Here is a 13,232-nt window from a genome sequence, read left to right as displayed (position 1 = left end):
CAGTTGGCGCCCGCGTCCGGGCCTCAATGCCAGGCGCTCTCCACGGTCCGCCGGGCCGCGTCCGGGTCCACGTCCAGCCCGTGCTCCGCCAGCGCGGCGCCCAGTGCGGCCAGGCACCGCTGCACCGCCCCCGCGCTCGCGTCGGACCCGTAGTGGTTGACCCGGATCATCTCCCCGGCCAGCGCGCCCCCGCCCGCCGCCAGCGGCAGGGTCGCGTCGCCCGCCAGCGCCCGGGCCACCAACTCCGACGCCACGACCCCGGAGGGCGTGCGCAGCGTCGTGGCGACCGGCGCCGCGTCCGCCGCGTCGTGCACATAAGGCTCCAGCCCGCCGCCCAGCGCCGCCGCACCGGCCCGCGTCGCGGCCGCGGCGCGGGCGTGCCGCGCCATCACCGTCTCCAGGCCCTCCGCTTCGATCCGCTCGACGCACGCCTCCAGCGCCAGCATCTCCAGCTGCGCCGGCGCGTGCAGCAGTGTCCTGCGGCCCCCGTCGACCCACCGCTCCTTCCAGTCCAGCAGCGACAGGTACGAGCGGCGCGGCGCCCTCGGGTTCGAGGCCATCCGCGCCCACGCCCGCTCGCTCACCGACACCGCCGACACGCCCGCCGGGCCGCCCATCGCCTTCTGCGCGCCGATCACGCACAGGTCCACGCCCCACGCGTCCGGCAGCACCGGCTCGGCCCCGACCGAGGCCACCGCGTCCAGGTAGAACAGCGCGCCGTGCTCCCGCACCGCCGCGCCGATCTCCGCGACCGGGTTGGTGTTGCCGGTCGCCGCCTCCGCGTGCACCAGCGACACGAAGTCGATCTCCGGGTGCTCGGCGAACGCCTCCCGGATCCGCGCCGCCGTGACCGCCGTGTGGAAGGGCACCGCCAGGTCGACGACGGTCGCGCCGCAGTCCCGCAGCCAGTCGCCGAAGGTCTGCCCGTACGGACCGGTGATCACGTTCAGTGCGGTCGTGCCCGGACCCGCCGTGCCGCGGATCGCCCCCTCCAGCGGCAGCAGCGCCTCGCCCTGCATGATCACGACGTCCTGCCTGGTGTCCAGCAGCCGCGCCACCCGGTCCTCGATCGAGGCGAAGTGTGCGGCGCTCAGCGGGGCGAGGTCCAGGAACGGGTGGGTCACGAGGGTGCTCTCTTCGCTCACGGGGTAGAGGTGACGAGGGTAACCGGCAGCTGCCGGGCCCTTCCCACTGCGGACTTCTTAGGTCGAAGAGCTCTGTAACCATCGGTTTGATTTGAGACAGTCAAACTTCTCCTTATAATCGGAACCCATAGTTCCCTTACAGGAAGGCCCGTCGTGAACACCCTCCCCGGGCGCCGGATCCGCGTTCTGGCCGCCACCACCGCGACGGCCGGGCTGATGCTCGTGGCCGCCTGCACCTCCACCGACGACGGTGGCAGCGGCTCGAAGACCGCCGCCGGCGGGGTCGAGCTCGTCAAGGCGGGCCAGCTCACCACCTGCACCCACCTGCCCTACCCGCCCTTCCAGTCGGAGATCGGCGGCACGGTGCAGGGCTTCGACGTGTCCCTGATCGACCTCGTCGCCAAGAACCTCGGCGTGAAGCAGGAGATCCTCGACACCCCCTTCGAGAACTTCAAGACCGGCGCCTTCCTCAACTCCGGCCAGTGCGACCTGGCCGCGGCCGGCATGACCATCACCGACGAGCGCAAGAAGAACGTCGACTTCTCCGACCCGTACTTCGACGCCACCCAGGCCGTCCTGGTCGACAAGGGCGCGGGCGTCGCCTCGCTCGCCGACGTGAAGTCCAAGAACGTCAAGCTCGGCGCCCAGGCGCAGACCACCGGCGAGGACTACGCCAAGAAGCAGGGCTTCGACCCGGTCTCCTTCGAGTCCTCCGACGCCGTCCTCAACGGCCTGCGCACCGGCCAGGTCAAGGCCGTGATCATCGACTACCCGGTCGTCCAGGGCTGGCTGAAGGACAAGGCCAACGCGGACGCCTTCAAGGTCGTCGACAACCTCAACACCGGCGAGCAGTACGGCTTCACGGTGAAGAAGGGCAACACCGAGCTGGCCACGGCGATCAACAAGGCGCTCGCCGACGCGAAGGCCGACGGCACCTACAAGAAGCTGTACGAGAAGTGGATCGGCCCCTACGACGAGTCGGTCGCCTCCCCGTCCGCCTCCGCCCCGGCGTCCTGACCCCATGGCCGACACGGACGTACCCCTCCAGCCGAAGAAGAAGGGCCTGACGCGGCGGCAGAAGCGCAGCCTCTCGCGGGGCGCGCAGTACGTCGTCTTCGTCGCCGCCGTGATCGTGTTCGCGGTCACGGCCGACTGGGGACGGCTGAAGAACCAGTTCGCCCAGTGGGACATCGCGCGGCAGATGTTCCCGGACGTCATCACGCTCGCGTTGAAGAACACCGTGCTGTACACGGTGTCCGGCTTCGTCCTCGGCCTGGTGCTCGGTCTGGTCGTCGCGCTGATGCGGCTGTCCTCGGTGGGGCCCTACCGCTGGCTGGCCGGCGTCTACATCGAGATCTTCCGCGGCCTGCCCGCCCTGCTGATCTTCGTCTTCATCGGTGTGGCCGTGCCGCTGGCCTTCCCCGGCACGGAGATCGTCGGCGGCACCTACGGCAAGGCGGCCCTCGGGCTCGGGCTGATCGGCGCCGCGTACATGGCGGAGACGTTCCGCGCGGGCATCCAGGCCGTGCCCAAGGGGCAGATGGAGGCCGCGCGCTCGCTGGGGTTCTCGCCCGCGCGCGCGATGGTCTCGGTCATCATCCCGCAGGCCTTCCGGATCATCCTCCCGCCGCTCACCAACGAGCTCATCATGCTCTTCAAGGACTCGTCCCTGGTGCTGCTCCTCGGAGTGACACTGGAGGAGCGTGAACTGTCCAAGTACGGCCGTGACCTGGCCAGCACCACCGCCAACTCCACGCCGATCCTGGTCGCCGGCCTGTGCTACCTGCTGGTGACCATCCCGCTCGGCTTCGTCGTGCGCCGTATGGAGGCGAAGGCCCAGGAGGCCGTGAAATGAGCCGACCCGAGATCGAAGTACGCGGCCTGCACAAGTCGTTCGGCGACAACCAGGTGCTGCGGGGCATCGACCTGGAAGTCGGCCGGGGCGAGGTCGTCTGTGTCATCGGGCCGTCCGGCTCCGGCAAGTCGACGCTGCTGCGCTGCGTGAACCTGCTGGAGGAGCCGACCGGGGGACAGGTCTTCGTCGGCGGCACCGAACTGACCGACCCCGACGTCGACATCGACGCCGTACGACGTCGTATCGGCATGGTCTTCCAGCAGTTCAACCTCTTCCCGCACCTGTCCGTGACCGAGAACCTCACGCTGCCGCAGCGCCGGGTGCTCGGGCGCGGCAAGGCGGAGGCGGCGAAGGTGGCCGCCGAGAACCTGGAACGCGTGGGCCTGTCGGAGAAGGCGACCGCCTACCCCGCCTCCCTCTCCGGCGGCCAGCAGCAGCGGGTCGCCATCGCCCGCGCCCTGGCCATGGGGCCCGAGGTGATGCTCTTCGACGAGCCGACGTCGGCGCTCGACCCGGAACTGGTGGGCGACGTCCTGGCCGTCATGCGCATGCTGGCCGACGAGGGCATGACGATGATGGTCGTCACCCACGAGATGACCTTCGCGCGCGAGGTCGCCGACCGGGTCGTCTTCATGGACGGCGGCGTGATCGTCGAGGACGGCGCCCCCGCCCGGGTCATCGGCGCCCCCGCCCACGAGCGCACCCGCCACTTCCTCTCCCGCCTCCTCGACCCGGCGATGGCCGAGGTGGAGGAGGAGAGGTCCGACCAGGTGGGCGGCCCCGGAAAGTAGCCTCACTACAGTGCCGTACATGAGCGATCACCCGGTGCTGCACGTGAAGGGCCGGGTCCTGACCGGACCCGACGACGTCCGCGACGAGCTGTGGGTCGTCGGCGGCCGGATCTCCTACGACCGTCCCGCCGGCGCCCGCGACGTGCGCGTGGTCGAGGGCTGGGCGCTGCCCGGCCTCGTCGACGCCCACTGCCATGTCGGCCTCGGCGCGCACGGGCCGGTCGAGCCGGACGTCGCCGAGAAACAGGCGCTGACCGACCGCGAGGCGGGCGCCCTGTTGATCCGGGACGCCGGCTCGCCCTCGGACACCCGGTGGGTCGACGACCGCGCGGACCTCCCGAAGATCATCCGCGCGGGCCGGCACATCGCCCGCACCCGCCGCTACATCCGCGGCTACGCCCACGAGACCGAGCCCGACGGCCTGGTCGCCCACGTCGCGCGGGAGGCCCGGCGCGGCGACGGCTGGGTCAAGCTGGTCGGCGACTGGATCGACCGCGAGGCGGGCGACCTCGCCCCCAGCTGGCCGCGGGAGGCGGCCGAGGCGGCCATCGCGGAGGCCCACCGGCTGGGCGCGCGGGTCACCGCCCACTGCTTCGCCGAGAACTCGCTGCGCGACCTGGTCGAGTCCGGCATCGACTGCATCGAGCACGCCACGGGCCTCACCCAGGAACTGATCCCGCTGTTCGTCGAACGCGGCGTGGCGATCGTCCCGACCCTCGTGAACATCGCGACATTCCCGGACCTCGCCGCCGGCGGCGAGGCCAAGTTCCCCCGCTGGTCGGCCCATATGCGCCGGCTTCACGAACGCCGTTACGACACCGTGCGCGACGCCCACGACGCCGGCATCGCGGTCTTCGTCGGCACGGACGCCGGCGGCACACTGCCGCACGGTCTGGTGGCCGCGGAGGTCGCGGAACTGGTCACGGCGGGCATCCCGCCGCGCAAGGCGCTCTCGGCGGCGAGTTGGGGCGCACGCGAGTGGCTCGGACGCCCCGGTCTGGACGAGGGCGCTCCGGCGGATCTGGTGGTCTACGAGACGGACCCGCGCGCGGACGTACGGGTGCTGGCGGCGCCGCGCCGGGTGGTGCTGGACGGGGTGGTGGTGAGCTGAGGACGGTGGTGCGCGGGAGGACCAGGGGAACGCACGTGCCGGTGGATTCGAAGACGTGCACGGAAAATCCACGAAGGGGTGAACTCGCGTCAGCCTGCTGACCGTTCACCCTTCGTACGCGATTCTTGCGGGGTCCCGAAGCGTCTCTTCTGGGGGTCCCACCCTTGAACGGCAACACCTTCCGCATGCCCGCACGCGCCCGTCGCGTCGCCGTCGTCGTGGCGGCCACGGCCCTGGCCGCGGGTCCCGCGGCCCTGGCCGGCGCGGGCGCCGCCCACGCGACCGACGGCCGGGCCCGCGCGAGCGCGTCCGTCCTGCGCACCGGCCTCGACGTGGCCCTGCTCGGCAAGACCGCCGAGGTCCCGCTAGCCGTCTCCCTCAACGAGGTGCACGCGCCGCGAAGCGCCGAGAAGACCGCGCTGACGGCCGAGCTGGACGGCGTCGACGGCGGAAAGCCCTTCAGCGTCCTGCGCGCGGACGTCGCCGAGGCGAAGGCGACGGCCGACGGCACGAAGGCCGAGGCGTCCACCCGCCTCGCCCACGCCAGGGTGCACGTCCCCGGCCTCCCGCTGCTCTCCCTCGTGGAGGTCGGCACGGTCACCTCGAAGGCGACCTGCGAGGCCGGCAGGGCGCCGGTCGCCGTCTCCAACCTGCTCGGCTCGCTGACGGTCCTGGGCAAGAAGGTGTCGGTCAGCACGGGCGGCACGACCGACGTGAAGGTCCCGGGCGTGGGAGAGGTCCGTCTGGACCTCTCCCGGCGGGCGACGACCACCCGCACGGCCGCCGCCACCGCCCTCGAACTCACCGTCTCCGTCAACCCGTTGAAGCTGGGCGTCGCCGAGGTCACGGGCACCCTGACCCTGGCGAGGGCGACCTGCGAGACGCCCGCGGCGCGGCAGCCGGAACACCAGGGTCCGGAACAGAACGAGGACCGACAGAAGGACCAGGACCAGGGTCAGGGTCAGGGTCAGGAGCAGGCCTCCGGGCCGAGCGCCGCGGCCCCGGCCGGCGACGTCAGGGCCCAGGGCGCGCCCGCCCGGGCGGACCTGGCGCAGACCGGCGGGGGTACGGCGACCCCGTACGTCGCGGGCGGCGCCGTGGCGCTGCTGCTCGCGGGTGGGGGAGCGGTGGCTCTGGCCCGCCGCCGCGGCTGACGGGGCGGGATGAGGGCACGGCCCCCGGACGTCCCCCGGCGGGCCGTGCCCGGTCCCCGCGCGGCCCCCGTTCCGTCCCCGACCCGGTCCGCGCGCAGGTCCCTGCCCCGGTCGGCGGCCCGGTCCTCGTTCTGTCCTCGCCCGGGTCGGCGTCCGGTCCCCGTCCTCCCCCGCTCTGGTCGGCGGCCGGCCCCTACGCGGTCCCCGTCCGGGGCGGCGGCGGGTCCGCGCGTGGTCCCCGTCCGGGTCGGCGTCCGGTCCCTGCGTGGTCCCCGTCCGGGTCGGCGTCCGGTCCCTGCGTGGTCCCCGTCCGGGTCGGCGTCCGGTCCCTGTGTGGTCCCCGTCCGGGGCGGCGGCGGGTCCGCGCGTGGTCCCCGTCCGGGTCGGGGGCTGGGTCGGCGTCCGGTCCCTGCGTGGTCCCCGTCCGGGTCGGCGGCCGGCCCCCGTCCGGGTCGGGGCCGGGTCGGCGGTCGGTCCCCGGGCTGTCCCCGACCCGGTCCCCCTTACTCCCGGGTCAGCGCCAGGGCCTGGTCCAGGGCCTGGAGGAAACGGTTCACCGTCGGCCGGTCCCGTACCGCCAGCCGCAGCCACTCCTCGTCCAGCCCGGGGAAAGTGTCCCCGCGCCGGACCGCGAAGCCAAGGGTGCGCAGCCGTCGGCGGACGGCGGCGGCCCGGGGCAGCCGGACGAGGACGAAGGGGCCGTCCGCGGGCCCCACGACCCGCAGCCCGTCGCAGGCGAACTCCTCCAGACCGGCGACGAGATGCGCCCGGTCCGCGGCGACCCGGTGCGCCGCGTGCGCCGCCTCCGCCAGCGCCTGCGCCCCCATGCACGCCTCCGCCGCCGCCAGGGCCGGCGAGGACACCGGCCAGAGCGGCTGTGCCCGCTCCAGCTCGGCGATCGTCTCCGGCTCGGCGAGGACGTACCCGATCCGCAGCCCCGCCAGTCCCCAGGTCTTCGTCAGGCTGCGCAGCACGACGAGACCGGGCACGTCCGTCGCCCCGGCGAGCGCCTCCCGCTCGCCCGGCACCGCGTCCATGAACGCCTCGTCGACCACCAGCGTCCGCCCGGCCCGGGCCAGCCGCCGGACCGTCCGCGCCGGATGCAGCACCGAGGTCGGGTTCGTCGGATTGCCGATCACCACCAGGTCGGCGTCCTCGGGGACGGCCGCGGGATCCAGTTGGAAGCCGTCCTCCTCCCGCAGCAGCACCCGGCCCACGCTGTGCCCGGCGTCCAGCAGCGCCGCCTCCGGCTCGGTGAACTGCGGGTGCACCACGACCGGCCGCCGGACCTTCAGGGCGCGCGCCAGCAGCACGAACGCCTCCGCCGCACCCGCCGTCAGCAGCACGCGCTCCACGGGCAGCCCGTGCCGCGCCGCGACCGCCGCCCGCGCGGCCCGCCCGTCCGGGTACGCCGCGAGGCCGCCGAGCGAGGCGGCGATGCGCTCGCGCAGCCAGCGCGGGGGCGTGTCCGCGCGGACGTTCACGGCGAGGTCGACGAGCGCCGAACCGTCGCCGCGCACCTCGGCGTCCCCGTGGTGGCGCAGGTCGTGCCCGTCGGCGTGCTCCTCAGTGCGCATGGGAGTGCGAGTGCCCGTGGTGATGCCCGTCGTGGTGATGTCCGTCGTCGTCCGGGTGGAAGTGCGGCTGCTGGGGCAGCCCCACCTTGTCCTCGAACCCCGGCAGCGCGATCCGGTACACGCACGAGTCGCAGTTCATCCGCAGGTCTCCCTTGACGGCCTCCGCGTACCGCTCCATCACCAGGTCGAGCAGCTCCGGCTCGGGACCGATGACGTCCGCCGAGCGCACCTCGACCTCCGGGTGCGCGGCCGCCCACCCCTCGGTCTGCTGCCGCACCCGGTCCGGCAGGATCCCGGTGAACAGGAAGTACGGCAGGACGACGATCCGCCGCGCGCCCAGCTTCACGCACCGGTCGAGCCCGCTCGGCACGTCCGGCGCGGCCAGCGACACGAACGCCGTCTCCACGCCCGCGTAGCCGCGTCCCTCCCACAACAGCCGCGCCGCCTTGTACACCTCGGCGTTCGCGTCCGGGTCCGTCGACCCGCGCCCGACCAGCAGCACGGTCACGTCGGCCAGGTCCTCGGGGGTCCGCCCCGCCGCGCCCAGCGCCTCGGCCAGCCGTCGCTCCAGCACCCTCAGCAGGGCCGGGTGCGGGCCCAGCGGACGCCCGTACGTGTACGAGATCCCCGGGTGGCGCTCCTTCTCGCGGGACAGGGCGGCCGGGATGTCGCCCTTGGCGTGACCGGCGGACACCAGCATCAGCGGGACGGCGGCGAAGCGGCGCACGCCGCGCTCCACCAGCTCCGTCACCGCCTCGCCCAGCGGCGGCGGGGACAGCTCGATGAAGCCGCCCGCGACGGGCAGTTCGGGATGGCGGCGGCCCAGCTCCCGTACGAAGTCCCGGAACGCCTCGGCTCCGGCCTCGTCCCGGGTGCCGTGGCCGGCGATGAGCAGGGCGGGCGGCGGGGTGGTCACTGTTTCTCCTCGGTGTCTGTCACGGATGGGTGCGGCGGGGTGTCGTGCGCCGGGCCGGCGCCGGGCGTGCGCCTCACCGGACCTCCCCCGGGGAGGCTTCCTGCCAGCGGTAGCCGCGGGGCGTGACCATGCGACCCGCGATGTCGCGGGTCGCCGTGTTGCCCACGGTCACGACCGTCATCATGTCGACCCATGCCGGGTCGAGCTCGGCCAGCGTGGTCAGCCGGCTGGTTCCGTCGGGCCGGGACGCGTTGCGCACGACGCCCACCGGCGTCGTCGGCTCCCGGTGCTCGGCGAGGATCGACAGCGCCTTGGGCAGCTGCCAGTCGCGGCCCCGGGAGCGGGGGTTGTAGAACGTGACCACGATGTCGGCCTCCGCCGCGGCCCGCACCCGCCGCTCGATGACCTCCCACGGCGTGTGCAGGTCGGACAGGCTGATCGACACATGGTCGTGGCCGAGCGGCGCACCGAGGATCGCGCCGGCCGCCAGCGCGGCCGTCACGCCCGGCACCCCGACCACGTCGATGTCGTCGGACGCCTCGGCGAGCGCCGGCGACGCCATGGCGTACACGCCCGCGTCCCCGCTGCCGATCAGCGCGACGGCCTGCCCGCGCCGGGCCTCCTCGACGGCCGTGCGGGCGCGCTCCTCCTCGGCGCCCAGACCCGACTCCAGGATCCGGGTGCCCGGCCGCAGCAGGTCGCGGATCTGGTCGACGTACTGGTCGAGCCCGACGAGCACCGAGGCCCGCCGCAGCTCGGCCGTGGCGCGCGGGGTGAGCAGGTCGCGGGCGCCGGGACCGAGCCCGACGACCGCGAGCCGCCCGCGCGCGGGGCGCCGTACGACGGCACAGGTGGCCATCGAGGCGTGCCCGTCCGCCCGCGCCGACTTCCGCTTGGGGACGAGGAGTTCACCGCCGCGGGCGAGTGCGGAGGCCTCGGCGACGGACGGGGTGCCGACGGCGGTGAGGGGGGCGTCGGAGGGGTTGGGCACCTCGACCTTCGCCAGCTCCTCGGCGCGGTACGTCACCACGGGCACCCCGAGCCGGGCGGCCGCCTCGACGATGCCGGGCTCGTCGCGCTTGGCGTCCACGGTGGCGAGCTCGGCGAGGCTGCGCGCGGACAGTCCCGCGTCCCGCAACGCGTCCTCGACCAGGCCGAGCACCTCGTCGACCGGGACGCCCCGGGACGCGCCGACGCCGACGACGAGGGAGGGCGGACGCAACAGCACCTCACCGTCGGCGGGTTCGGCCGCGCGGTCCGTCAGCCGGACGACAGGAGCGTCCTGCGTGCGGCCCCGCGCCGCGAACGGCAGCGGCGGCAGCGGCCACGCCGTCTCCACCTCCAGTGCGACCGGCTCTCCGTCCAGCAGGGCCCGCGTCACACCGGCGACGTCGCCCTCGACGGGGAGACCGAGCGTGTCCAGGCCGGGAACGCCGACGGCGTCCGTCGCCGTGGTCACCACGGGCTCGGCGCCCAGCAACCCGCCCACCCGCACGGCGAGTTCGTTGGCGCCGCCACCGTGCCCGCCGACCAGCGAGACGGCGAACCGCCCGGCCTCGTCGACGCACACCACACCCGGGTCGGTCTTCTTGTCCCCCAGCAGCGGCGCCACGAGCCGTACGACGGCCCCGGTCGCCAGAAAGCACACGAGCTGCTCGCACTCCGCGAACGCGGCCCGTACGGCGTCCCCGACGGGACCCTCGTACACGCGCGTGCGGTCCGGCCACGCCGCGGCCAGCCGGTCGCGTGCCGCCGCCCCCGCCGCGGTGGCGGAAATGAGGCCGATCACAGGGCAACTCCTTCATCAGTGAACGCTTGAGGCCGGACACCCCACAGCAGGAAAACCGGATTGGTCGCCGCCAGCCGGGTCACGTTCCCCGGCAGCGGCGCCAGCCGCGAGGACTGCAGCAGCACCCCGCCGGAGTCGAACCCGGCGCCGTCGAGCGCGGCGCGCACCGCGGGCACCCGGTCGAGCGCGGCCACCGCGACGACGACGGCCCGGCGGGCCCGCCGGGCGCACACGTCGACGATGCCGGGCAGCTCGCGCCCCCCGCCGCCGACGAACACCGCGTCGGGGTCGTCGAGCCCGGCCAGCACGTCGGGCGCCGCGCCATGGACGACCTGCACGTCGACGCCGTGGGCGCGGGCGTTGGCGCGGATGCGTGCCACCCCGTCCGCCGCCTTCTCGACCGCGCTGACGGCGGCCCCGAGCCGCGCGCACTCCACGGCCACGGATCCCGACCCGGAGCCCACGTCCCAGACCAGGTCGCCGGGGCGCGGCCCGAGCCGGGCCAGGGCCAGCGCCCGCACCTCGAACTTGGTGATCATCGAGTCGCGGTGCGCGAAGTCGTCCTCGGCCAGCGCCCATCCGGCGGGACCGGCCTGCGGCCCGGCGACGGTCCGCACGGGGCCCAGCGCCCGCGTCTCGTCCAGGCACAGCACGACGCTCACGGCCGTCCCCCAGTCGCGTCCGGCGGCCTCCGCGGGCGAGACCCGCTCCACGCTCTCGCGCCCCGGTTCGCCCAGCGCGCGGGCCACGACCAGCGTCCGGTCGGGCGCGCTGCGGGCGAGCGCGGCGCCCAGCTCGGCGGGACCGGCGCCCGGCCCGGTCAGCACGGCCGTCTTCGGGTACGCCCGGCACATGTTGACGGCCGTCCGCGCATTGCGCCCGTGCGCGCTGACGACCACGGCGTCGTCCCAGGTCAGCCCGATCCGCGCGAAGGCGGCCGCCACCGAGGAGACACCGGGCCGGACGTCCAGCCGACGCGGCCCGAACCGCTCGGCCAGCGCCCGCACGATCCCGAAGAACCCGGGGTCGCCCGAGGCCAGCACCACCACGCGACGCTCCTTGCCGACGTACGCCTCCACGGCGTCCAGGGCCGGCGCCAGCGGACCGAGCACGATCCGCTCGACGGTCGCGGGCAGTGCCACGGCGTCCAGATGCCGCCGCCCTCCCACGACGAGCTCGGCCCCGGCCAGCACGTCGGGGGGAGGCGGCGCGCCCGTCCCCGTGCCGACCACCGTGATCAGACGGCTCACGTACTCGCACCCCGCGTCCGCAGCGCCCGGCGGGCCTCCGGGTCGGCCTTGCGATAGCCGTGGAAGTGACCGGGGTGGTACAGGTGCGAGCGGGTTCCGTGCGCGTCGAGGGCCGGACCGACCAGGAAGAGGGTGTGCTTCCAGAGCTTGTGCTCCTTGACCGTCTCCTCCAGCGTCTCGATCGTGCACTTCACGACCAGTTCCTCCGGCCAGGTCGCCTGGTAGGCGACGACGACCGGGGTCGAGGTCGGATACCCGCCCTCCAGCAGCTCCCGCACGAGCTGCCCACTGCGCGCGGCCGACAGGAAGACCGCCATGGTGGTGCCGTGCTTGGCGAACTCGCGTACCTCCTCGCCGGGCGGCATCGGCGTCTTGCCGCCGCCGAGGCGGGTCAGGACGACGGACTGCGCGACCTCGGGGATCGTCAGCTCGCGACGGGCCAGCGCGGCGACGGCCGAGAAGGAGGAGACGCCGGGCACGATCTCGGTCTCGACGCCGATCTCCTCGCACCGGTCGAGCTGCTCCTGCGTGCCGCCCCACAGGGCGGGGTCCCCGGAGTGGATGCGGGCGACCTTCAGGCCCTCGGCGCGCGCCCGCTCGTAGACGGCCACCACGTCCTCCAGGGACATCGTCGCCGAGTCGAGGATCTCCGCCCCCTCACGCGCGTGTTCGAGGACCTCCGCCTGGACCAGGCTCGCGGCCCAGATCACGACGTCGGCCTCGGCGATGGCACGCGCGGCGCGGAACGTCAGCAGGTCGGCGGCGCCGGGGCCGGCGCCGACGAAGGTCACCTTGCCGGTGGGGGCATCGGCCATGGGTTCGGGTCCTCTCATAACGGGCTTCGTACGTGCTTTACCGGGGTCGGCGAGCGGCGCGGATGTGCGCGATCGGGGGTTGATCGGATAGCAAGGGCGTATGGCGGTCTTCGTCGCGCTCGGCGCGTTCCTCATGACGCTCGCCGGCGGCTGGACGGCACAACGCGTGACCGACCGCCGCCACCTGGTGCTGGGCCTGGCCGGCGGCCTGATGCTGGGCGTGGTCGGCCTGGACCTGCTGCCGGAGGCTCTGGAGGCGGCGGGCACGGAGGTCTTCGGCGTCCCGGCCGCGCTGCTGCTCTTCGTCGCCGGCTTTCTGCTGGCCCATCTGGTGGAACGGCTGCTGGCGGTGCGTCAGGCCGCGCACGGCGCCGAGGAGCACGACGGCCGGGCCCCGCAGGTGGGCCTGACGGCGGCCGCGGCCATGGTCGGCCACAGCGCCATGGACGGCGTGGCCATCGGCGCGGCCTTCCAGGTCGACGGCGGCATGGGCGTGTCCGTGGCCCTGGCGGTCATCGCCCACGACTTCGCCGACGGCTTCAACACGTACACGATCACGAGCGTGTACGGAAACGCCCGCCGCAAGGCGCTGGCCATGCTGTTCGCGGACGCGGCGGCACCGGTGGCCGGCGCGGCCTGCACGTCCTTGATCGCCATCCCCGCCCAGCTGCTCGGGGGCTACCTCGGCTTCTTCGGCGGCGCCCTGCTGTACCTGGCGGCCGCCGAGATCCTTCCCGAGGCCCACCACGAACACCCCGCCCGCTCGACCGTGCTGTGCACGATCGCGGGCGCGGCCTTCATCTGGCTGGTGGTGGGTCTGGCCGCGTGA

At 74.2% G+C, this 13,232-nt stretch carries 12 protein-coding genes; 6 read left to right on the top strand and 6 right to left on the bottom strand.

All coding sequences use genetic code 11. The features are described from left to right. Positions 1-23: 23 nt before the first annotated feature. The gene (locus tag ACZ7DE_RS20105) at positions 24-1,124 is read right to left on the bottom strand and encodes a pyridoxal-phosphate-dependent aminotransferase family protein (protein WP_470763606.1); all 1,101 of its coding nucleotides are present in this window, start codon (positions 1,122-1,124) and stop codon (positions 24-26) included. Between the two features lie 174 nt (positions 1,125-1,298). On the opposite strand from ACZ7DE_RS20105, the gene ACZ7DE_RS20100 reads away from it, so the two are divergent. The 5 genes from ACZ7DE_RS20100 to ACZ7DE_RS20080 all read left to right on the top strand — a co-directional run bounded on the left by ACZ7DE_RS20100 (position 1,299) and on the right by ACZ7DE_RS20080 (position 6,056). Continuing rightward, a complete protein-coding gene (locus ACZ7DE_RS20100) occupies positions 1,299-2,162 on the top strand; it encodes a transporter substrate-binding domain-containing protein (RefSeq protein WP_470763008.1) in 864 nt (287 codons plus the stop codon). Between the two features lie 4 nt (positions 2,163-2,166). Continuing rightward, positions 2,167-3,000 (top strand): amino acid ABC transporter permease, encoded by an 834-nt coding sequence (locus ACZ7DE_RS20095; RefSeq protein ID WP_470763006.1) that lies wholly within the window; start codon positions 2,167-2,169, stop codon positions 2,998-3,000. Next, positions 2,997-3,791, top strand: a complete 795-nt coding sequence (locus ACZ7DE_RS20090) for an amino acid ABC transporter ATP-binding protein (protein ID WP_470763003.1) — start codon at positions 2,997-2,999, stop codon at positions 3,789-3,791. Before ACZ7DE_RS20095 ends, ACZ7DE_RS20090 begins: the two co-directional genes overlap by 4 nt. A 19-nt stretch (positions 3,792-3,810) precedes the next feature. After that, positions 3,811-4,902: an amidohydrolase family protein gene (locus ACZ7DE_RS20085; protein ID WP_470762999.1), complete on the top strand. Its 1,092-nt coding sequence runs from the start codon at positions 3,811-3,813 to the stop codon at positions 4,900-4,902. Between the two features lie 164 nt (positions 4,903-5,066). Beyond that, positions 5,067-6,056 carry an SCO1860 family LAETG-anchored protein gene (locus ACZ7DE_RS20080; protein WP_470762997.1) on the top strand — a complete coding sequence of 330 codons (990 nt, stop codon included), beginning with the start codon at positions 5,067-5,069 and terminating at the stop codon, positions 6,054-6,056. A 503-nt stretch (positions 6,057-6,559) separates the two neighbouring features. Here the strand turns inward: ACZ7DE_RS20080 and cobC are convergent. The 5 genes from cobC to cobM form a co-directional block, all read right to left on the bottom strand. Next, positions 6,560-7,633: an Rv2231c family pyridoxal phosphate-dependent protein CobC gene (gene cobC, locus ACZ7DE_RS20075; protein WP_470762996.1), complete on the bottom strand. Its 1,074-nt coding sequence runs from the start codon at positions 7,631-7,633 to the stop codon at positions 6,560-6,562. Then, on the bottom strand, positions 7,623-8,549 hold the full coding sequence (locus ACZ7DE_RS20070) for a sirohydrochlorin chelatase (RefSeq protein ID WP_470762995.1): 927 nt from the start codon (positions 8,547-8,549) through the stop codon (positions 7,623-7,625). The genes cobC and ACZ7DE_RS20070 overlap by 11 nt, the downstream gene beginning before the upstream one ends. A gap of 73 nt (positions 8,550-8,622) precedes the next feature. Beyond that, positions 8,623-10,338, bottom strand: coding sequence for a precorrin-3B C(17)-methyltransferase (gene cobJ, locus ACZ7DE_RS20065; protein WP_470762993.1), 1,716 nt, complete (start codon positions 10,336-10,338; stop codon positions 8,623-8,625). Continuing rightward, positions 10,335-11,579: a precorrin-6y C5,15-methyltransferase (decarboxylating) subunit CbiE gene (gene cbiE / locus ACZ7DE_RS20060; protein ID WP_470763604.1), complete on the bottom strand. Its 1,245-nt coding sequence runs from the start codon at positions 11,577-11,579 to the stop codon at positions 10,335-10,337. Before cbiE ends, cobJ begins: the two co-directional genes overlap by 4 nt. Positions 11,580-11,584: 5 nt before the next feature. Beyond that, positions 11,585-12,403 (bottom strand): precorrin-4 C(11)-methyltransferase, encoded by an 819-nt coding sequence (gene cobM / locus ACZ7DE_RS20055; protein ID WP_470762992.1) that lies wholly within the window; start codon positions 12,401-12,403, stop codon positions 11,585-11,587. Between the two features lie 100 nt (positions 12,404-12,503). Between cobM and ACZ7DE_RS20050 the strand changes: the two genes are divergently transcribed. Beyond that, positions 12,504-13,232 carry a ZIP family metal transporter gene (locus ACZ7DE_RS20050; RefSeq protein ID WP_470762991.1) on the top strand — a complete coding sequence of 243 codons (729 nt, stop codon included), beginning with the start codon at positions 12,504-12,506 and terminating at the stop codon, positions 13,230-13,232.

The sequence above is a fragment of the Streptomyces sp. NPDC037083 genome (genome assembly GCF_055606485.1).
Note: the sequence above shows the minus strand (reverse complement) of the source record. Positions and strands in the feature narration are given on the sequence as shown.

Bases quoted from the DNA above. Each gene is read 5' to 3' on its own strand.
- ACZ7DE_RS20095 (WP_470763006.1), top strand. From the start codon at position 2,167: ATGGCCGACACGGACGTACCCCTCCAGCCGAAGAAGAAGGGCCTGACG.
- ACZ7DE_RS20090 (WP_470763003.1), top strand. From the start codon at position 2,997: ATGAGCCGACCCGAGATCGAAGTACGCGGCCTGCACAAGTCGTTCGGC.
- ACZ7DE_RS20085 (WP_470762999.1), top strand. From the start codon at position 3,811: ATGAGCGATCACCCGGTGCTGCACGTGAAGGGCCGGGTCCTGACCGGA.
- cobC (WP_470762996.1), bottom strand. From the start codon at position 7,633: ATGCGCACTGAGGAGCACGCCGACGGGCACGACCTGCGCCACCACGGG.
- cobM (WP_470762992.1), bottom strand. From the start codon at position 12,403: ATGGCCGATGCCCCCACCGGCAAGGTGACCTTCGTCGGCGCCGGCCCC.
- ACZ7DE_RS20050 (WP_470762991.1), top strand. From the start codon at position 12,504: ATGGCGGTCTTCGTCGCGCTCGGCGCGTTCCTCATGACGCTCGCCGGC.